Annotated in this window: 19 protein-coding genes, 1 tRNA gene and 1 pseudogene; 9 read left to right on the top strand and 12 right to left on the bottom strand. The window is 66.7% G+C overall.

Annotated elements, in window-relative coordinates; translation table 11 throughout:
• Positions 1-69: 69 nt before the first annotated feature.
• Both AADR41_RS19020 and AADR41_RS19015 read left to right on the top strand, forming a co-directional pair.
• A complete protein-coding gene (locus tag AADR41_RS19020; protein ID WP_342282608.1) occupies positions 70-432 on the top strand; it encodes a VOC family protein in 363 nt (120 codons plus the stop codon).
• 26 nt (positions 433-458) lie between these two features.
• Positions 459-878: an SRPBCC family protein gene (locus AADR41_RS19015; protein ID WP_342282607.1), complete on the top strand. Its 420-nt coding sequence runs from the start codon at positions 459-461 to the stop codon at positions 876-878.
• Positions 879-1,189: 311 nt separating this feature from the next.
• On the opposite strand, the gene AADR41_RS19010 is transcribed toward AADR41_RS19015, so the two are convergent.
• Positions 1,190-1,591 (bottom strand): DNA-binding protein, encoded by a 402-nt coding sequence (locus AADR41_RS19010; protein ID WP_342282606.1) that lies wholly within the window; start codon positions 1,589-1,591, stop codon positions 1,190-1,192.
• On the bottom strand, positions 1,588-1,836 hold the full coding sequence (locus AADR41_RS19005; protein WP_342282605.1) for a type II toxin-antitoxin system CcdA family antitoxin: 249 nt from the start codon (positions 1,834-1,836) through the stop codon (positions 1,588-1,590). Before AADR41_RS19005 ends, AADR41_RS19010 begins: the two co-directional genes overlap by 4 nt.
• A gap of 312 nt (positions 1,837-2,148) precedes the next feature.
• On the opposite strand from AADR41_RS19005, the pseudogene AADR41_RS19000 reads away from it, so the two are divergent.
• A pseudogene (locus AADR41_RS19000) lies at positions 2,149-2,385 on the top strand (DUF262 domain-containing protein); the annotation flags it as partial.
• Positions 2,386-3,031: 646 nt separating this feature from the next.
• On the opposite strand, the gene AADR41_RS18995 reads toward AADR41_RS19000, so the two are convergent.
• Positions 3,032-4,879 carry a hypothetical protein gene (locus tag AADR41_RS18995; RefSeq protein WP_342282604.1) on the bottom strand — a complete coding sequence of 616 codons (1,848 nt, stop codon included), beginning with the start codon at positions 4,877-4,879 and terminating at the stop codon, positions 3,032-3,034.
• 97 nt (positions 4,880-4,976) lie between these two features.
• On the opposite strand from AADR41_RS18995, the gene AADR41_RS18990 reads away from it, so the two are divergent.
• Positions 4,977-5,447: an SDR family oxidoreductase gene (locus AADR41_RS18990; protein ID WP_342282603.1), complete on the top strand. Its 471-nt coding sequence runs from the start codon at positions 4,977-4,979 to the stop codon at positions 5,445-5,447.
• A gap of 30 nt (positions 5,448-5,477) precedes the next feature.
• Positions 5,478-5,915 carry an NUDIX hydrolase gene (locus tag AADR41_RS18985; protein ID WP_342282602.1) on the top strand — a complete coding sequence of 146 codons (438 nt, stop codon included), beginning with the start codon at positions 5,478-5,480 and terminating at the stop codon, positions 5,913-5,915.
• A 356-nt stretch (positions 5,916-6,271) separates the two neighbouring features.
• On the opposite strand, the gene AADR41_RS18980 is transcribed toward AADR41_RS18985, so the two are convergent.
• Together AADR41_RS18980 and AADR41_RS18975 are read right to left on the bottom strand one after the other, a co-directional pair.
• Positions 6,272-6,673, bottom strand: a complete 402-nt coding sequence (locus AADR41_RS18980) for a DNA-binding protein (RefSeq protein WP_342282601.1) — start codon at positions 6,671-6,673, stop codon at positions 6,272-6,274.
• Positions 6,670-6,918, bottom strand: a complete 249-nt coding sequence (locus tag AADR41_RS18975) for a type II toxin-antitoxin system CcdA family antitoxin (RefSeq protein ID WP_342282600.1) — start codon at positions 6,916-6,918, stop codon at positions 6,670-6,672. The genes AADR41_RS18980 and AADR41_RS18975 overlap by 4 nt, the downstream gene beginning before the upstream one ends.
• A 298-nt stretch (positions 6,919-7,216) precedes the next feature.
• Here AADR41_RS18975 and AADR41_RS18970 point away from each other — a divergent pair, with 298 nt between their 5' ends.
• A complete protein-coding gene (locus AADR41_RS18970) occupies positions 7,217-7,516 on the top strand; it encodes a hypothetical protein (protein WP_342282599.1) in 300 nt (99 codons plus the stop codon).
• A gap of 449 nt (positions 7,517-7,965) precedes the next feature.
• On the opposite strand, the gene AADR41_RS18965 is transcribed toward AADR41_RS18970, so the two are convergent.
• Entirely contained in the window at positions 7,966-9,741 is a 1,776-nt protein-coding gene (locus tag AADR41_RS18965; RefSeq protein WP_342282598.1) for a hypothetical protein, read from the bottom strand.
• Positions 9,742-10,716: 975 nt separating this feature from the next.
• Here AADR41_RS18965 and AADR41_RS18960 point away from each other — a divergent pair.
• Positions 10,717-11,517: a hypothetical protein gene (locus AADR41_RS18960; RefSeq protein ID WP_342282597.1), complete on the top strand. Its 801-nt coding sequence runs from the start codon at positions 10,717-10,719 to the stop codon at positions 11,515-11,517.
• A 169-nt stretch (positions 11,518-11,686) separates the two neighbouring features.
• On the opposite strand, the gene AADR41_RS18955 is transcribed toward AADR41_RS18960, so the two are convergent.
• Positions 11,687-11,760: transfer RNA gene (locus AADR41_RS18955), tRNA-Gly, on the bottom strand.
• A 467-nt stretch (positions 11,761-12,227) separates the two neighbouring features.
• Between AADR41_RS18955 and dcd the strand changes: the two genes are divergently transcribed.
• The gene (gene dcd, locus AADR41_RS18950; RefSeq protein WP_072487843.1) at positions 12,228-12,803 is read left to right on the top strand and encodes a dCTP deaminase; all 576 of its coding nucleotides are present in this window, start codon (positions 12,228-12,230) and stop codon (positions 12,801-12,803) included.
• Positions 12,804-12,816: 13 nt separating this feature from the next.
• On the top strand, positions 12,817-13,332 hold the full coding sequence (locus AADR41_RS18945; RefSeq protein WP_342282624.1) for a phosphoribosyltransferase: 516 nt from the start codon (positions 12,817-12,819) through the stop codon (positions 13,330-13,332).
• A gap of 96 nt (positions 13,333-13,428) precedes the next feature.
• Here the strand turns inward: AADR41_RS18945 and AADR41_RS18940 are convergent, their stop codons facing one another.
• The 5 genes from AADR41_RS18940 to AADR41_RS18920 all read right to left on the bottom strand — a co-directional run bounded on the left by AADR41_RS18940 (position 13,429) and on the right by AADR41_RS18920 (position 19,471).
• A complete protein-coding gene (locus tag AADR41_RS18940; RefSeq protein WP_342282623.1) occupies positions 13,429-14,574 on the bottom strand; it encodes an RNA polymerase sigma factor in 1,146 nt (381 codons plus the stop codon).
• Between the two features lie 8 nt (positions 14,575-14,582).
• Positions 14,583-14,990, bottom strand: coding sequence for a YciI family protein (locus AADR41_RS18935; protein WP_342282622.1), 408 nt, complete (start codon positions 14,988-14,990; stop codon positions 14,583-14,585).
• Between the two features lie 176 nt (positions 14,991-15,166).
• On the bottom strand, positions 15,167-16,189 hold the full coding sequence (locus AADR41_RS18930) for a Yip1 family protein (RefSeq protein WP_342282596.1): 1,023 nt from the start codon (positions 16,187-16,189) through the stop codon (positions 15,167-15,169).
• 199 nt (positions 16,190-16,388) lie between these two features.
• Positions 16,389-18,671, bottom strand: coding sequence for a (Fe-S)-binding protein (locus AADR41_RS18925; RefSeq protein WP_342282595.1), 2,283 nt, complete (start codon positions 18,669-18,671; stop codon positions 16,389-16,391).
• A gap of 98 nt (positions 18,672-18,769) precedes the next feature.
• Complete coding sequence (locus tag AADR41_RS18920) at positions 18,770-19,471, bottom strand: sugar transferase (RefSeq protein WP_342282594.1); 702 nt, start codon at positions 19,469-19,471, stop codon at positions 18,770-18,772.
• Positions 19,472-19,497: the final 26 nt, after the last annotated feature.

Here is a 19,497-nt window from a genome sequence, read left to right as displayed (position 1 = left end):
GACGGGGCACGGCGAGCAGGCTGAGCGGCGTCGCACGTCATCCCGTAACTCGCTCAAGGAGTCGCCGTCATGTCCGTTCTCGCGCAGATCAGCACCGTAGTCATCGATTGTGGAGACCCGGTTCGGCTCGCCGAGTTCTACAGCGAGGTCACCGGCTGGGAGATCACCTGCAGCGGCGAGGACTACGCGTCCCTGGCCGACGGGGAGCACCCCGGCCTGGCGTTCGTACGCATCGAGGGCTACCGGGCCTCCGCCTGGCCCGACGACGCCAAGCACGTCCACCTCGACTTCACGGTCACCGACCTGGCGGAGGCGACCGCCCGGATCCTTGCCCTCGGAGCGTCGAGGCCGGAGTTCCAGCCCGGCAAGGACCAGTGGGTCGTCCTCAGCGACCCCGAGGGACACCCGTTCTGCCTCACCACCGGCGCCTGACACGTCACCCGACAGGAGAAGGGCTCATGGCTCACATCAACAAAGAATTCCTGATCGACAACTCCCCGGAAAACGTCTGGGAGTCCCTGCGCGAGGTCGGAGCCGTCCACGAGCGTCTGGTGCCGGGCTTCGTCACGGACACCCGCATGGAAGCGGACACCAGGATCGTGACCTTCGCGAACGGAGCGGTCGTGCACGAGCTGATCGTCGACATCGACGAGGCGTCCCGCCGGGTGGCCTACGCGGTGGTCGGCGGCTCGATGACGCCGAAGCACCATCACGCCTCGATGCAGGTCCTCGCCGACACCGAAGGGCGCAGCCGCTTCGTCTGGACGATCGACGTGACGCCGGATGAACTCGCCGGCCCCATCGGCGAGATGGCCGAGCAAGGGGTGCGCATCATGCGGGAGACGCTGAAAGCCACCCCGGTCCCGGCGGACAGGTAGGAGCCTGGGGCAGGCGGTGCGGAGACGGCGCGAGACGCCTGGAGAGATCTGGACAACAAACAAGGCCCTGGTCTCCGACCAGGGCCTCCGTCGTGGAGCGGGTGACGAGATCCGAACTCGCGCCCCGAGCTTGGGAATCAGCGGTGCGTGGACCGTTGAAGGGGATCTGACCTGTGCTTTCCCGTCGGGCAGGGTGTATGGCAACAGGCTCTGGGAACCGCACCTGACCGCTGCTGGGCACGGATGGGGCACGAGGCTGGCAGTGCAATCGGGAGCCTGCCGGGGTGCGTGCTCCGAGGCGGCCTGGTGGGTCAGAGAGAGATGATGCGGACCTGGTGGCCGCAGAGCTTGGTCATGTCGTTGCTGTCCGAGGTCAGGAGGGCGACCGGCTTCGGCTGGCGCAGGGCGACTTCGGCGACCGTGGCGTCGATGGCGTACTTGTGCCCGTGCAGTCCGGCGCCTTTGAGCAGCTCAGCTGCCGCTTTCGCTGCCTGCTCGGTGACCGGCTCCACCTTGATCCGGGACAGGGCCCAGTTCAGGCGAGGCATGTTGGTGCGGGAGTGAGTGACTTCCACGACGGTGTTCGCCCCGATCACCAGGTCGGCCCCCATATCGTGGAAGACCTGCAACATCGCGAGGAGCTTGCGGTCCTGCGCGATCCAGGCGGAGAGCCCTTCAGAGTCCAGAACAACGGTCTCGATGCGCTCGCTCACGCGGCATCCGCGCCCTTGGAGGAGCCGTCGTCGCCGTAGATCTTCGCGTGGGCCTCGGCGAGCTCCTCGTCGCTGAACGGGCCGTGCTCCTCCTCGTGCCGGCGAAGGTCGTCGCCCAGAAGCTGGTGCCGGATCTGGCGGGCTACGGCTTCCGCCACGTAGCCGGAGACGTTGTCCGTGAGCTTGCGGAGCTCCGCCACCTGGTCGCTGGGAAGCGTGACGGTGATGCGGGTCGTCGAGGACATAAGTCCAAGCATACTGGAGTATGCGGGATGTCGCCGTGCGGTGCTCCGGCTGCTCGCGGGGGCAAGCGTCGGCTTCCTGATGGGCAAGCGAAAAGGCCTTGATGGCCACCTCGAAAATAGCGACCTCGAAGCCACGAATCCGGCCACCCGGGCAGGGAGAGACGTGTATCGGTCCCGAGCCGACGCAGCGCGACGTCCCTTGGCGAGGGGGCGGACGCCACCCCTGGCGGCTTGAATTCCTGCACCGGCCTCGTGCTCACTCCACCACCGGTAACCTCTCGGCAGCGTTCAGTGTCGAGGAGGGGGTGGGCCGTGACTGAGCAAGCATTCGGGATCGACAAGATTCAGCTGGTCAAACTGCTGCGGCGGGTGGCCGAGGGCGAAGCACAGCTACCGGAGTTCCAGCGCGGCTGGGTGTGGCCGGACCACAACATCATCGGCCTGCTCGCCTCGATCTCTCGTGGATACCCGGTCGGCACCCTCATGTTGCTGCAGACCGGTGGTGACGTCCGTTTCAAGTGTCGCCCGGTTGAGGGCGCACATGAGCCGGTACGCCGAGAAGGGGCCGGACGGCCTGCTGTTCGTCGGGGAGAGGGGCAAGCCGCTCCGTCGGTCCGCCTTCGGGCGGAAGTGGCGCAAGGCGCCGACCACGCTCGGCCCGCCGGAGAACTTCCGTTTCTACGACCTCCGGCACACCGGCCACACCTTCTCGACCCGTTCGGGCGCCACGCTCAAGGGCACGATGGTGTGCGCCGGCCGGCCGGCCGACGGGCAGGGCGGCCCCGATCCATCAGCACGTCGACCACGACCGGCAGAAGGAGGTGGCGGGCGGACTGGACCGGATGGGTGCGAGCGGCCCGGGAGTGGGCGCGAGGGGCGCGAGAAGAGGCCAGGTGGTGCAAGGGCGCTGAGAGGTCGGGACAACGACCAGCCCCAGGCCGATGACTCCAGGGGCTCGTGGAAGAGCGGGTGACGAGAATCGAACTCGCACTCTGAGCTTGGGAATCACCCAGGGCTCGGGCCTTGGGAGATCCTCTGTCCTGCGGAAACCGACGCTGTCGGCGAGACTTTCGTCGTCTTCCCGTGCCTGCTGGTGACCGCTGTTCACCGCCCCTACTGGCACGAGGTACCGCGGCCAGGATGCGCGGAATCTCGCTCTGCATGAACCGGACAGCTGCTGTGACTGAGGACGCGGCTACTCCGCGCGGTGCCGGCCGCTGCCGTTCCACAGGGCGAGCGTTTCGGCAATGCGTGCCGGGCGCATGTACGCGATACCCCAGGCCAACACGGGGGATGCCGTGACAAGTGGAGTCCACACCTCTTCCGGCGCATCCAGTGCCGTGGCACCCGCAGCTATGCCACCCATGATGATTACTGCGAACGCCGCCTTGACCCATTTCCGGCGCACCGCGGGCTCGACGCCTTCGAGGTCTTCGGCATCGAGCAGCGCCAAAGTGAGGCCCGCCGTGTACCGATTACTAATCTTCAGCAGCATGGCATGCGTGTCTTCGAGGACTTTCTTGGTGTCGGATTCGCGCTCCTGTCGGACTTCTGCAGCGCGGAGTGCTCCGACCGCCAGCTCGGCATGCTCGGAGAATTCTTGGCTACGGGCGAACACCTTTCTTCGGTACCGACTTCGCCAGGCGGAATAGACGGCGCTTTCCGCATGCTTCAGGCTGACCAGTGATACTTCTCCGCCGGTTTCCAGCTGATTGTGTGCGTGACCTACCTCCTTGCAGATATTCAGGAGCCTGACTGTCGGCCAACAGCGATTCACCTCACTGACCAGACCGGGTCTGGCGGCGGCCGGTGAGCTGCCCGCCCCGGGAAAATCGCGGCCCAGTCGTCGGTGCAAGCTGTACCAGACAGCTGATGTCAACGGATACGCCATCATGATGACGACCACCAAGAGAAGCGCCACCGCAGCTGTGGTGGCGGTGTGTGCGGGGTGCTCCAGTGGATGGAGCACCGCCGTTTTCGCGTCGCCCCACCTCTCGCGGACGAAATCAACCTTCGGGTCCCACAGCGCACCGAGCGAGTCCGTCCATCCGAGATTGCAGCCCTGAGCATCGTGTCCGACGCCGCTCCCCATCGATTTCTGGCATTTTTCGCCCACCCAGAGGGACAAGGTATTCCTGATGTGGGTGATATTCATCAGAAGCCATACGGTAAGGGCAAGTGCGGCTGCCTGTCGCGCGGTCCACAAATGAGAATTGGCGTGCCAGGTCTTGATGTCACTGACCAGGCGGCTTCGTTCATCGCTGGAAATGCCGGAGGCTACGGATTCGATGTGTGCCACGGCGTTCTGCATATACTGTTCCGCGAATTCGTCCGCCCGTTCCTGCTGGCGACTGCTTGTCGGCTCGAATATCTGCCTCAACCATCCGTTCAGCCGTCTGCCCAGAAGGTTCCCGAAAGCTAACGACAGGAGGATGGTGACGATGGCGATGGCGACCTGGAGAACAATAAAAAGCGTTGCAGCAGTGAAGAATCCTGCAAGGAATTTGAAAAAGTCAATTCCTCCGTCTACCCGATTCGCATAGGAAAGCTGATCTGCGCAGAGGCTGAGCATGTAGGCTTCGTATTCCTTCCCGAACTTGCCGAACCCGCCGCTACAACACCGTGGCCGGGGCGGCGCGGGCCTGCCCTCTCCGTCTTTTGCGTTGCGGGCTGTGGAGCAGAGATCCATTTCACGGTAGAGGTTCGCCCGACAGCGTGTGAGGCGTTCGCCGGACAAAGCCCGGGACCGAGATACCTCCGCAGGTGAGCGGCCCGTGTGTGGAAGGCCGAAGCTCCGTTGAGCAGAGTGGCCTGCCAAGTCGCCTTGTGCCGGGGCGATGTGCCCGAAGCTGTCGCCCAGGACCAGAACCGTGGTCCGGTCACCGACCGCACGCGCCAGTCGGTGCCCGGAGTGCTGCAACAGCGTGAGCATGGCGTTTACATCAGCGCTGGTAGGGACGTTGCTGAGCTGCACCGGCCGACACAGGGCCGCTGCCGCTGCGAGCACCGGCAGCGCGGTGTTCCTGGAGCCGTCGACGGTCATGACCCCGGCGAGTGCAGGCCGGGCCGGATCGTGATCACTTCTGCCGTGGTGGCAGGGATCTGGGTGAGGGGCATGGCCATCTCCTGGGAAGCGGTACGTGCATGGCCGCGTCCAGGGCTACTCCCTCGACGTGCACCTCACCGCCCACTACCACACCTGCCACGCGTTCACCCCCGGCATGGTCGAACGCCGCCGGGGCCGGATCGTGGGCATCGGCATCGGCATCGGCATCGGCAGCGTCAACGCCCGCGCCCGCCGGATGAACCTCGCCGCGTACAGCACAGCGAAGGCCGGACTGCTGGGCCTGATCCGTTCCCTCGCCCGCGAGCTGGGTCCGTACGGGATCCGCGTGAGCACGGTGATGCCCGGGGCCATCCAGGTCGAGGCCGAGACCGTCATCCCCACCCGGCTCCGTGCGCGCCCGGAGGGTCAGATCAAGCGCCGGCGCGTCCCTCGCCGTGGCCGGCCCGAGGACGTCGCGGCCCTGGTGGCGTTTCTCGCGGGCCCCTCCGCCTCGTTCATCACGGGGCAGTCCGTCCACGTCGACGGTGGCTGGCTGCTGCACTGAGACCGACAACAAGCAAGGAGACGAACCGAAATGATCGAACGAGTCCGTGCCGTCCTCGTCACCACAGACGACACCATGCTGGTCATCCGCCGCACCCGGCCCGGCATCCCCGAGTACTGGGTCCTGCCCGGCGGCGGCGTCGAACCCACCGACGAGTCCCGGGAGGCCGCCCTCCACCGTGAGATCCACGAGGAGATCGCCGGGAAGGCCGACATCATCCGCCTCCTTCACACCATGGAGTCCGACGACGAGCGTCAGCTCTTCTACCTCGCCCGCATCGCAACCTGGTCCTTCGACGACCGCACCGGCCCCGAGTTCAGTGCCGAGGGCCGCGGCGAGTACGCACTGGAGGAGATCCCACTGACCACGGAGGGGCTCGACGGCATCGACCTCAAGCCCGAGGAGATCGCCCACGTCCTGCGGGGAGTCATCAGTGCCGGAAGCGTCGGGATCGAGGCATCGCTCTGAGCCTTCGAGTACGTCAGCACGCCATCAGGGCCAGCTCTGGGATGAGCCGGCGCTGATCGCGTCTCTTTATGGCACGCGGACTCCAAGTGGTCCAGATAACAAAGAAGCCCCCGGCCGGGGGCTTTTTCATGGAGCGGGTGACGAGAATCGAACTCGCGCTCTGAGCTTGGGAATCAACGGTGCTTGGGCCGTTGAAGGGGCTCTGACCTGCGCTTTCGCGTTGGGCAGGTGGATGGCTACGGTCTCTGGCCGCCGTATCTGACCGCTGTTGCCCGCTCTGCTGGGCACGGAGGGGGCACGCAGCCCGGCAGTGCAGCGGACCCTGCCAGGGTGCATGCTCCGGATGGGCTGGCGGGTCAGAGAGGGATGATGCGGACCTGGTTGCCGCAGAGCTTGGTCATGTCGTCGCTGTCGGACGTCAGGAGGGCGACCGGTTTCGGCTGGCGCAGGGCGACCTCGGCGACCGTGGCGTCGATGGCGTACTTGTGTCCGTGCAGGCCAACATCCTTGAGGAGTTGCGCTGCTGCTTTGGCCGCTTGTTCGGTGACCGGCTCTACCCTGATGCGGGAGAGGGCCCAGTTCAGGCGGGGGATGTTGGTGCGGGCGTGGCTGACTTCCACGATGGTGTTCGCCCCGATCACGAGGTCGGCCCCCATGTCGTGGAAGACCTGCAACATCGCGAGGAACTGGCGGTCCTGCGCGATCCAGGCGGAGAGCCCTTCCGAGTCCAGGACGACGGTCTCGATGCGCTCGCTCACGCGGCGTCCGCGCCCTTGGCGGAGCCATCGGCACCGAAGATCTTGGAACGGGCTTCGGCGAGCTCCTCGTCGCTGAAGGGCCCGTGTCGCTCCTCGTGTCGGCGAAGATCCTCGCCCAGAAGCTGGTGCCGGATCTGGCGGGCCACGGCTTCCGCCACGTAGCCGGAGACGTTGTCCGTGAGCTTGCGGAGCTCCGCCACCTGGTCGCTGGGGAGCGTGACGGTGATGCGAGTCGTCGAAGACATATGGCAAGCATACTGGAGTATGCACGCAAGGGCTTTACTGCCCCATCGCCACTCTCCGTGACGCCGGTCACACAATGTGGATGGGGCGCCACATATCGCGACGTTGCCCCCCTCTTCGGCCTCGACGAGCGGTACGACCTGTAGAACCGTGGCCGCCTCTCCGTCGACAGGTAAGGCGCGCGCTTCGTCTGCCAGGGGTGATGGCGCATGGTTGGGGTCATCGGCGTGGATCTCGATAGGGTGCGTGATCACCAATACGGCCTGTTCTCGACTTGGTTGGAGAGCGATGCCTCGATGCGTGCGAGTCAGGATCGTTACGCCGGAGGAGGAGGAAGCCGAGAGGAAGGCTGGCATCGTCCTGGCTGTCGTAGTGATTACGGTCGCTGTTCAGATGGCGGGCGTCTTCTACCTCTCCACGGCGCTGCAGGGCGGACATCTCGGGCATGCCTCACTAGGGTCACTCTGCGTGCTCCTGGCTGCCTGGATCGCGCAGCTCGTGGATGCCAGGGGTCGACGACGTCCTTTCAGGTGGCGGAAGTTCATCGTCAGCATCTGCCTCTCGACCGCCCTCGTGCTTGCCCTGCCCAATCTCATGTAGACGGGCTTCTCCCGCGGCACTCCGGCAGGCGGGCCGACGCCGAGAAGCGCCCGGATGGACTGTCTTTCGTGGGGGAGAACGGCAAGCCGTTCCGCGCTCCACGTTCGGGCGTAAGTGGCGCGCTACTCGCTCGAAGGTGGGTCTCTCCAGCGGCTTCGTCCTCTACGGTCTTCGTTACACCGGTTGCACCCTGGTAAGCCGGTCCAGTGCCACGCTGAAGGACACGATGGTGCGAGCGGGCGGTCGACCGGACGGGCCGCGCTCATCTGTCGGTGCTCGGGCTTTCGAGCGGCGGCGTGAGGTGGCGGCCGGCCTGGACCAGCTTGTGAGGGCTCGGCGTGAAGCCGCTGATAATCAGGTGTCTGGCGCGGATATTCGGTATTCAAGTCTGTTCGAGAGACCCAGCTTTCGGGGCAGTGCCCAGCGACCCAATCTGCTCGAGAGGTCAGCTATGCATGGGTAGCTTCGTCTCTTGAGCGCGTTTGCTGATGGGGTTGTGTCGCTGCTACCCATTGGTATCCGAGTGCCCTGATGCGCTGCCCTGCTGTGTGGACGCTGGCCGCGCAGCGGTAGCGCTGCTCAGAGCGTTGAAGTACGCCGATCCGGGAAGAAGTCAGGAATTCGAGGGCTTCCACGACCGTGCCCTCGCCGACGCGGTACCCACGAGTCCGAAGCTCGCGTCGGATCGACGTGAGATCGAGCCAGCCACCCTCCTCCAGTGGGTCCTCTGCTTCGGCATTCAAGATGTCGACCAGGGCGTACTCGAGTCGGCTGCACATGTCCTGGGCCTCCCAGTACGCGCGCAGAGCGTCGCCGCGCTGAGCTGCCTTCAGGGCTGGGTCAACGAGGGGTGCTAGTTGGGTCAGGGTGAGCGGTGTCTGTTCCTGGCGACGGACGACTTCGGCCAGCAGCCCGGTATCGATCACGGCGATGGCGGGATCGTCGTCGGCTTCCTTGAGCATGCGACGTTCGAAGCCCGGCCCGATGAGGAGGTGAATATGTGCCCCGATCCCCACTCGATGCTCCGACAACCCGAACAACGGCTGATCCCTGACCGGACCAGTGGCTGAAGTCTTTGCCTCGATGGCCAGGATCCGCGAGTCCGTACCGATACCGAAGCGCACATGGCCGTCCACCGCTCCGGGGCCGCCCACGTGCTGGCCCGGCATGCCCAGGTAGCCCAGCGCGACGACGGCGGCCTTCTCCAAGAGCTTGGGGTTCGCGCTGTCCCGTGCGGCATCCTCCAGCACCGCCGCGATGTGCGAACCCAGGGAAACGGATTGGTGAGTGGTGCCGGAAGGGCTGTCACCGTGGTGGTTTTCGGTGGCTTCGTCGGACGGAGTGCGACCCGCGGCGCCGTTCGGCTGGAAGCAGGGCAGCGACTCCTTGAACGCTCGCCCAAGAGCCGTCGTACGGTAAGTGGTCTGCGAGAGCCGAGTGACGAGCCCACAGGCATCCAGCAGGTTCAGACGGGTATTGACCGCGCTGCGGGACAGAGGTTTCCCGCGGTTGGGGAGGTAAAGCGAACTGCGTTCCGTAAGCGTGCCGGTCGTGGGCCGAACCGTCTGGTCAAGTTCTCCCAGTACCTCACCGAAGAATGCGATCGCGGAATGAACAGTGCGTGCAAGGTCCAGCGGTTCGCCCGACTCGACCCAAGCAAGGGCAGCCGGCGTGGCGGTCCAGCTCTCGGATGACGTTCGCTGAATCAGCCCGAGCGCCTTCAGGGTGTCCTTGGCCGTTCGTGCCGTGGCCACCGTTTGGGCCTTCGGGAAGATGCTCTGGACGGATCGCACGAAGTCCGCGTCACTGATCGACGGAATGGCCGCCTCGGTGAGCACCTGCAGTGCATCCAGCACCCCGCCGTTAGCAGCAACTCCCGGAATATAGAGATTCGCGCCGTCCGTCCTCTCCCTGAGGCCGGTTTGGTCGAGCTGTTCGACAAGCCTGGCGATGGCTCCGGGCGTGGGGGCGAGATGTACGACGGCGTCGGTCTCGTCGGGATCGGGCTTTCCCAGCTCGATGGCTGCAAGGACGCGTCGGCCTGCTTCTGTCAGGTGGACCTGGCGGTCGAAAAGGTCAACCATTCCCGTGACAGCGAGCCAACCCGTGCGGTCGCGCACAGGGGCCGCGGTGTCCCACTGCAGGTCGAACTCTTCGCGGGCCAGCTCCAGCAACTGATCATGTGTACGAGGCCCGGAGGACAAGGCGTCCATGGCTTCGCCCACGAACCTGACGTTGCAGTGGAGCGCTTCCACGAGCACGGCAGGGTCGCCACTTTGATGCCAAGAGACGGCAGCGGCACTGGGCGTAAGCGTTGCCCCCTCGCGAGAGAGTAGTCCGGCGCGGACGAGCCGCTGAAGTTGATGCCGGTCCAGTCCACCGGTCCGAGGTAGTGGGACATGATCGCTTGAGGACGGCTCTCTGTTGGCAGACAGCTCCTTGATCAGCGCGTGAAGAGTGATGAGCCAGGTCGACCTTGCACCTGGCAGCACTGGCATACCTGTTGATCGTTCCGCCCATGCCCGGGGGCGTATGAGGTCTCCCATGGCTACGCACGCTACGTTCATCGTGGCGGCGATGGATCAATCTTTGGAGAAATTGCTGCCGGGAATCGCAGGAGTCATTGTGCCCATCGAGTCGACCCTGGCCTTCTCGGATTGAATACTGCTCATCGGGTGATCGGTGATCGCAAGGCTCGTGCGGGTAAGCAGGAGAGCATGCTTCCTGCCTCCGCCCTCGGCCAGCTTCCCCTGTGCCGCCCGGCATCCGGACAACAAAGAAGCCCCTGACCGCTGGCCTGGGGCTTTGCTGTGGAGCGGGTGACGAGAATCGAACTCGCGCTCTGAGCTTGGGAATCCCCTGGCGCTCGGGCCACTACTTGGGCCCTGACCTGCGGAAACGAGTCCAACTAGGAAAGTGGGTGGCGTCTTTCCCTGCCTGCTGTTGACCGCTGTTTACTGCCCCTACTGGCACTTTGTGGCACGCCCTTCCTTCCTGCTCGGCTATGGCGCCCTGCGGTCGGCACCAGTGACGTACCGCCGCTGTCGGTGCCAGGTGGCATGCTCGCGGCCATGAGTCTGAACATCTCGTTACGGGCGCGGTGGGGACGGCGTGTACGGGGCTGGGGCGACGAGTCGGTAGCTGAACTTCGCGTTGACCTTGATCGGCTGGGATATGGATGGTGGCCCATCCCACCGCGAATGAAGGTTGCTCTCAGACATGCGTCCGCAGCGGATCTCCCGTGGTTCTTCTTCATGCTTGCTGCGGTCATGCTCGCGTACGTCGTGGTCGTGTACTTCGTGATTGTGCTGGGTCTCTACCGCGGGCGGGAGCCACATTGGCACTGGCTGGCAGCCTGGGCCATCTTGGTCACGCTGCTCATGAAGCTGTGTGTGAAGACGAGAGGCGCCGGTCTTCCGTTCGTCCGCAACCAGCTCACCTCGGCGTGCAGGGCAACGATTCGAGCCTGCGCGGAAGCGCATGGCGCCAGCCACGCTCAGCGGCCGGAGAAGCTCTTCGCTGTGGGGACCGCGCTGCGCCGTCTCGAAGGGAACGTGATGCGAGCGCATCGCCGTTCGGGAACAGTCGCCTTCCTGTCTCCCCGGCGGCGAGAGCTGAAGGCCCATGCTGGCCAGGTGGTGGCCAAGCTGCGCGAGGCGGAAGCTGCTCTGGATCACAGCCCCCAGGCCGAAGCGCTTAGCGAGATCGCCGGCTTGGTCGCGACGATCGCCGAACAGTATGTGGACGGATGCATTGGAGCGCTCCTCCCCAAGCCTTTGCTGGAGGGCAAGAAGCCGGTCCGCGACCGAGAGCTGCTACGGGTAGCCGCCGCAGCTGTGCTGATCGCTGGAGGCGTTGTCGGGTTGGCCTTCCTCGGCCTGCCGGACATGGCGATGGCTGCCGCAGGAACCGCCTGGTCCGTGTTGATACTCATGGCTTTGTTTGGCAGCAATTGGGCGAGCCACCTGCCCGTCTTCGAGCTCTTCAAGCCGGGCCCCTGATGGCCCAGGCGGGATGAACAGAGTTCCTGGTGTTGACCATCTCGATGACGCTGACTTCGCGATGGGCGCAGCGACGAATGTGCGGAAGCCGAAGACTGCAGTGGCGGGTCTCGCGTCGCGCGATGTCGACCGCAAACAAGGCCCTGGTCTCCGACCAGGGCCTTCGTCATGGAGCGGGTGACGAGAATCGAACTCGCGCTCTGAGCTTGGGAAGCTCATGTTCTACCATTAAACTACACCCGCGAGGCGTGCCGCCTGAGCGGCTCCTACCGTCCCATACTGTACCCCATGCCAGGTCCCCGGCGTTTGAGCCGTGGGGCCTTTTCGTTGTACGGGGAAGGTGGACGGGTGTGCCGTGGGCGGGAGTTGGGGGCGTAGCGTGGGGGGTCGGAGTGCCGCCTGGAGTGGCGTCCTGTTCATCCCCTAATGTGGCTTTTTCGTCCAAGGCTTGTTGGGGAAGGGACTTGATGGACTCCATGGAGCGCACCGTCGTCCGCTGTGCCGAAGGGCACGTTTTCGCTACCGCTTCGTTCCCGATGCAGCATCTCGGGTCCGGGCGGATCGGTCCCGGGCGGCTTATCCGCTGTCCGCGTTGTGCGCGGTTGCGGCATGCCGTACCCGTGGTGGCCGAGCGGCGGTAGTGGCGGTGGCAGGGCGCGCGGGTGGTCCCGGATTGGGGTGGGCCCGCGCGTTCTGCGTATCCTCGGGGCGTGCTTCTCTCAGATAAGGACATCCGGGCCGAGATCGACGCCGGACGTGTGCGCATTGATCCGTTCGACGCGTCGATGGTGCAGCCCTCGAGCATCGATGTGCGGCTCGACCGCTACTTCCGGGTGTTCGAGAACCACCGCTATCCGCATATTGATCCGGCCGTCGAGCAGGCCGATCTGACTCGCATGGTCGAGCCGGACGGCGACGAGGCGTTCATCCTGCACCCCGGTGAGTTCGTGCTCGCTTCGACGTACGAAGTCATTTCGTTGCCGGACGATCTCGCGTCGCGGCTGGAGGGCAAGAGTTCGCTGGGGCGGCTCGGCCTCGTCACGCATTCGACCGCCGGGTTCATCGACCCCGGTTTCTCCGGGCACGTGACGCTGGAGCTGTCGAATCTGGCGACGCTGCCGATAAAGCTGTGGCCGGGAATGAAGATCGGGCAGCTGTGCATGTTCCGGCTGAGCTCGCCCTCGGAGTTCCCGTACGGCTCCGAGCGGTACGGGTCGCGGTACCAGGGCCAGCGCGGGCCGACCGCGTCGCGCTCCTTCATGAATTTCCACCGGACCCAGGTGTGACGACGGGATGACCATGAGCGGCGAAACGAACGTGGACGATGTGCGGGAGAACCTCACTTACGAGGGGTTCGGCCGCGCCGTGCGAGAGCTGGCGCAGACCGTGGCGGACGACGGGTTCGAGCCCGATGTGGTGCTCAGCATCGCGCGGGGCGGGGTATTCGTCGCCGGCGGGCTGGCCTACGCGCTGGACTGCAAGAACATTCACCTGGTGAACGTGGAGTTCTACACCGGGGTGGGCACCACCCTGGAAATGCCGGTCATGCTGGCGCCCGTTCCGAATGCCATCGACTTCTCGGACAAGAAGGTCCTGATCGCCGACGACGTCGCCGATACCGGGAAGACGCTGAAGCTGGTGCGTGATTTCTGTATCGATCATGTCGCCGAGGTGCGCAGCGCGGTCATCTACGAGAAGTCGCATTCGCTGGTGAAGTGCGAATATGTGTGGAAGAAGACCGACCGCTGGATCAACTTCCCGTGGAGTGTGGACAAGCCCGTCGTACGGCGCAGCGGGCAGGTTCTCGACGCCTGAGCCCCGGACGGGGCAGGGGGACAACAGGGTCGGACAGGCCCGGACGGGGCCGAGGGCGGGCCCGGGACAGGCCCGGACGGCGCGGATGCGGGACCGTCAGTGGTGTTTCCGGGTGTTGAGGCGGGCCGCCTGGCGGGTCAGGTGGTCGCGTTCGGGGTGGTTGGGTGCCTTGTCGGCCGCCTCGGCGTAGAGGCGTGCCGCTGTCGTCAGGTCGCCGGCGCGTTCGTGGAGGTAGGCCGCCGCCGCGGTGTGGCGGGGCAGTGAGCCGTCCAGCGTCGCGAGTGCTGCCAGCCCGGCGCGTGGTCCGTCCGCCTCGCCGATGGCCACCGCGCGGTTGAGGCGGACGACCGGGTTGTCGGTCAGGCGGGCGAGCTCGTCGTACCACTCGACGATCTGCACCCAGTCGGTCTCCTCGGCGGTGGGCGCGTCGGCGTGCAGGGCCGCGACGGCGGCCTGGGCCTGGAACTCGCCCAGCCGGTCGCGGGCGAGGGCCGCCTGGAGGATCTCGACGCCCTCGGCGATCGCCCCGGTGTCCCACCGGGTCCGGTCCTGCTCGGCGAGCGGGACCAGGCTGCCGTCCGGCGCGGTCCGCCCGGCGCGCCGGGCGTGGTGGAGCAGCATGAGGGCGAGCAGCCCCGACACCTCGGGGTGGTCGATCGCGGCCGCGAGCTGCCGCGTGAGCCGGATCGCCTCGGCGGCGAGGTCCACGTCGCCGGAGTAGCCCTCGTTGAAGACCAGGTAGAGGACGCGCAGCACGGTGGCGACATCGCCGGGCCGGTCGAACCGCACGCCCGAGACGGTGCGCTTGGCCCGGCTGATGCGCTGCGCCATGGTCGCTTCGGGCACCAGGTAGGCCCGGGCGATCTGGCGGGTGGTGAGCCCGCCGACGGCGCGCAGGGTGAGCGCGACGGCGGACGACGGGGTCAGCGACGGGTGGGCGCACAGGAAGTAGAGCCGGAGCGTGTCGTCCGCCGAGGGCGCGGGGCCGGGAGCCGGTTCCTCGTCGACGAGGTCCTCGCGCCGGCGGCGGGCGGTCTCCGCCCGGCTCGCGTCGAGGAACTTGCGCCAGGCCGCCGTGATCAGCCAGCCCTTCGGGTCGCGCGGGGGGTCGGCCGGCCAGACGCGGACCGCCTCGACCAGCGCGTCCTGCACGGCGTCCTCGGCCGCCGCGAAGTCGGCTCCGCGGCGGACGAGGATCCCGAGCACGCTTGGTGTGAGGCTTCTGAGCAGGGCCTCGTTCATCGAGGAGGTCACTCGGTGATGGTGGGCATCGCGGTCAGGAACGGGCGCAGCTCCAGCCACTCGTGGATCGGCTTCCCGCCCGCCCCGGGGGCCGCCGACAGCTCCCCGGCCAGCTCGACGGCGCGCTCGTAACTGTCGACGTCGATCACCATCCAGCCGGCGATGAGGTCCTTGGTCTCGGCGAACGGGCCGTCGGTGACCGGCGGGCGGCCCTCGCCGTCGTACTGGACGAAGGTCCCCTCGGGGGCGAGCGCCTGGGCGTCGACGAACTCGCCGGTCTTCTCCAGCCGGGCCGCGAAGTCGTTCATGTACTGCATGTGCGCGGAGATCTCCTCCGGCGTCCACCGGTCCATGGGGACATCGTTCACCGCGCTCGGAGCGCCGCGGTAGTGCTTGAGAAGCAGGTACTTGGCCATCGTGGTCTCCTCGGTGTCGGTGCGGACCATTGTGGTCGCGCTCACCACGGGGACGGAGCACGCCACGGGTTCTCGACATCACGCGCCCATGGATTTCGAAATTGTTGGCCCGGGAACTCCGAAACCCCCGGCGCACGTGATGTGCCGGGGGTTTCGGGGGTGTGCGCGGGCGGGCGTCAGATGGTGCCCAGCTTGATGATCGACAGCAGGGCGATCAGCTGGATCGCGGACGCGCCCAGTGCCTTCGGCCAGGGCAGGTCGTGCGATTTGCTCACCATCGAGGTGAACAGCGCGGCCGAGGCCAGCCAGGTGATCCAGCCGAGGATCTGGACCAGGGAGTTCTCGCCGCCGAGGAAGACCGCGAAGATCAGGCGGGGCGCGTCCGTGATCGACATGATCAGCATGGACAGACCCACCGTCGGCTGCCACGCGCCGTCGCCGCCGAGCTGGCGGGCGAGCGTGTGCGTGACCGCGCCGAGGACCAGGCCGCCGATGACGAAGCCGAGGCCCGTGATGACGACGTAGGGCACCGCCGTGGAGATCGTCGCGTGGATCGCGTCGTCCCGGGCCTGGTCGAAGCCGAAGAGCGCGAGCAGGCCGTACAGGAACGTGACGATGAGCGCCGGACCCCAGACGGGGTAGTCGCGCATCTGCCAGAACGTCGGTCCCGGGCGGAGCACGATGCCGCTGAGCAGCTGCTTCCACGGCAGCCGGGGGCCTGCGGGCTGGGCGGGGGCCTGGCCGGCGCGGTAGGTGTCGCCGGGGCCGTACGGGTCCTCGCCGATGCTGAATGCCTGGGTGTGGCCGGGGGCGTTGGCGTACGGATCGCCGTGCTGCGGGGAACCGTGGGGGTTCTGCGGCTGGTGGGGATGCTGAGGCTGCTGGTACGGGTCGCCGAAGTACTCCGGTTCGCCGTGACCGCCGCCCTGGCCGCCGTTGTAGCCGCCGCCGTGACCGCCGCCGTTGTAGCCACCGTTGCCGTGGCCGCCGTTGTAGCCGCCGCCCTGGCCACCGCCGTTGTAGCCGCCGTGGCCGCCGTTGTTGTACGGGGGCGGGGCTGTGTTGCCTCCTGCCGGTGGCCAGGGCTGTTGACCGTACGGCGGTGGTTCCTGTGTGCCGTACGGCTGCTGCCGCGGTTGCTGTTGCGCTTGCTGCGGGGTGCGGTTGTCCCGGCCGCGTCCGATCCTGAATCCAGCCACGTCGTCGAACGTACCTGGTCCGGGCCGGTGCGGTCAGGGGGCCTGGGGAACCAGCCCGCCATTGCCGCCGAGCTGTGACATCCCCTAGGGGAACCCCGGGGGGAACTCCCCAGGGCGTCGGGGGAGTCGCGGAGAAAAGCGGAAGCGGCCGGTCCCGCCCCTGGCAGGTCCGGCCGCTTCCGTCGTGCGGTCTACCGGGTCACTTCACCGGCTCCGGCTCCGGTGCGTCCGCCGACTCCGCCTCCCCGGCCGGGTCGGCCGGGGTCTTCACGGAGTCCAGCAGCAGCTGCGAGACGTCGACCACCTGGATCGACTCCTTCGCCTTGCCGTCGTTCTTCTTGCCGTTGACCGAGTCGGTCAGCATGACCAGGCAGAACGGGCAGGCGGTGGAGACGATGTCGGGGTTGAGGGAGAGGGCCTCGTCGACGCGCTCGTTGTTGATGCGCTTGCCGATCCGCTCCTCCATCCACATCCGGGCACCGCCGGCGCCGCAGCAGAAGCCGCGCTCCTTGTGGCGGTGCATCTCCTCGTTGCGCAGGCCCGGGACCTTCGCGATGATCTCGCGCGGCGGGGTGTAGATCTTGTTGTGACGGCCCAGGTAGCAGGGGTCGTGGTACGTGATCAGACCCTCGACCGGGGTCACCGGGATCAGCTTGCCCTCGTCGATGAGGTGCTGGAGCAGCTGGGTGTGGTGGATGACCTCGTACTCGCCGCCGAGCTGCGGGTACTCGTTGGCGATGGTGTTGAAGCAGTGCGGGCAGGTCGCGACGATCTTCTTCGACGACTTCGGCTTCCTGGTCGCCTCGTCCACACCCCCGTCCTCGTCGAGGGACTCGCCGAACGCCATGTTCAGCATCGCGACGTTCTCCTGGCCGAGCTGCTGGAACAGCGGCTCGTTGCCCAGCCGGCGGGCCGAGTCACCGGTGCACTTCTCGTCGCCGCCCATGATCGCGAACTTGACGCCCGCGATGTGGAGCAGCTCCGCGAAGGCCTTCGTCGTCTTCTTGGCGCGGTCTTCGAGAGCACCCGCGCAGCCGACCCAGTACAGGTAGTCGATCTCCGTGAGGTCCTCGACGTCCTTGCCGACGATCGGGACCTCGAAGTCGACCTCCTTGGTCCACTCGACGCGCTGCTTCTTCGCCAGGCCCCAGGGGTTGCCCTTCTTCTCCAGGTTCTTGAGCATCGTGCCCGCCTCGGACGGGAACGCGGACTCGATCATCACCTGGTAGCGGCGCATGTCGACGATGTGGTCGATGTGCTCGATGTCGACCGGGCACTGCTCCACGCACGCACCGCAGGTGGTGCAGGACCACAGCACGTCCGGGTCGATGACGCCGTTCTCCTCGGCCGTGCCGATCAGCGGGCGCTCGGCCTCGGCCAGGGCCGCGGCGGGGACGTCCTTCAGCTGCTCCTCGGTCGCCTTCTCGTTGCCCTCCATGTCCTTGCCGCCGCCGGCCAGCAGGTACGGGGCCTTGGCGTGCGCGTGGTCGCGCAGGGACATGATCAGGAGCTTGGGGGAGAGCGGCTTGCCGGTGTTCCAGGCGGGGCACTGCGACTGGCAGCGGCCGCACTCGGTGCAGGTGGAGAAGTCGAGCAGGCCCTTCCAGGAGAAGTGCTCGATCTGCGAGACGCCGTAGACGTCGTCCTCGCCCGGCTCCTCGAAGTCGATCTCCTTGCCGCCGGAGGTCATCGGCAGCAGCTCGCCGAGCGAGGTCTCGCCCTTGGCGTTGCGCTTGAACCAGATGTTCGGGAAGGCCAGGAAGCGGTGCCAGGCGACACCCATGTCCTGCTTCAGCGCGACCGTGATCATCCAGATGAAGGAGGTCGCGATCTTCAGGCCGGCGAAGAAGTAGGTGAGGTTCTGGAGGGTGGAGATGTCCATGCCCTCCAGCCAGCTGACGACCGGGTACGAGATGAAGAACGAGGACTCGTAGCCGTCGACGTGGTGCTGGGCGCCTTCGAGGGCGTGCAGCATGAAGATGCAGACGCCGACGATGAGGATGACGGCCTCGACGAAGTACGCCTGGCCGAAGTTGGACCCGGCGAAGCGGGACTTGCGGCCCGGCTTGCGCGGATGGGCCAGCTGGCGGATCACGATCAGGGTCAGGATGCCGAGCACGGTCATCGTGCCGATGAACTCGACGAAGACGTTGTACGGCGCCCAGTCGCCGATGACCGGCAGGATCCAGTCGGCCTTGAAGAGCTGGCCGACGGCGTTGACGATCGTCAGGAGCAGGGAGAAGAAGCCCACCGCCACGAACCAGTGCGCGACACCGATGATGCCCCAGCGGTTCATCCGGGTGTGACCGAGGAATTCCCTGGCCACGGTGACGGTGCGCTGTGCGGGTTCGTCCGTGCGGGTGCCCGCGGGCACGTTCTGGCCGAGCCGCATGAAGTTGTAGATCTGCAGGAGGGCGCGGACGAACAGGGCCACGCCGACCACGATCAGAACCAGCGACACGATGATCGCGGCGAGTTGCATTTGAGGGCTCCTCGGGCCTGCGAGGGTGGGGACGGTCGGATCCAGCGTCGATGAGACGGGTACTGGCGATTATCAGTGATTACTAAGCAGTAACTTAATCAGTCTGTGCCGACACTACCCACTTCTTCCGCCGTGCTGTAGCCGGAGGGGCGGTGATCTGTGTCGCTCAGGCGTGCCTTGCCGCGCCGGGCGAGCCCTCGGGCCGCCTCGCGCAGCGGAGTGTGTACGGCGCTCGCCAGGATGGCCAGGTCCACTCGCACCCCGTGGTGCTCGGCGTAGTGCTGGTCCAGCAGGGCGGGCTCGTCCCACGGCATCCCGGAACGGGAGCGGATCTGCGCCAGGCCGGTGAGGCCCGGTTTCAGTTCCTGCCGCCAGTGTCTCGCGCCGGGGGAGGCGGAGGCTCCGGCGGGGTCGGTGGCGGCCCGCGGGTCGTCCGGCGCCAGGGGTTCCGGGCCGACCAGGGAGAGTTCTCCCCGGACGACGTGCGGCAGCCGGGAGAGCAGGTCCAGCCGCAGCCGCCGGGTGCTCAGGGAGCGCAGTACGAAGACGTGGCCGTCCAGGCCGACCCGCGGGGAGCGGGTCAGTACGCCGCCCGGGGGGCGCCGCGCCGCGAGGGCGACGGCGCCCGCGGCGAGCAGCGGGGAGGCCAGGGTCAGGAGGGCCGAGCCGAGGGTCAGGTCCAGTACGCGCTTGGCCGGCGGGGACTCCCACCGCCGCACCCGTGCGCGTACCGCCGACAGGGCCGGTGGCGGCCCGTACCGCCTCGCGTCTCTCCCCTGCCTCTGTCTCTGTCTCTGCATCGTTCGCACCTGCCTGGGTTCGCGGC

The sequence above is a fragment of the Streptomyces sp. CLV115 genome, from assembly GCF_038448545.1.
In the GTDB taxonomy this organism is placed as follows: Bacteria; Actinomycetota; Actinomycetes; order Streptomycetales; family Streptomycetaceae; genus Streptomyces; species Streptomyces sanglieri.
This window is presented reverse-complemented; position numbering and strand designations above follow the sequence as displayed.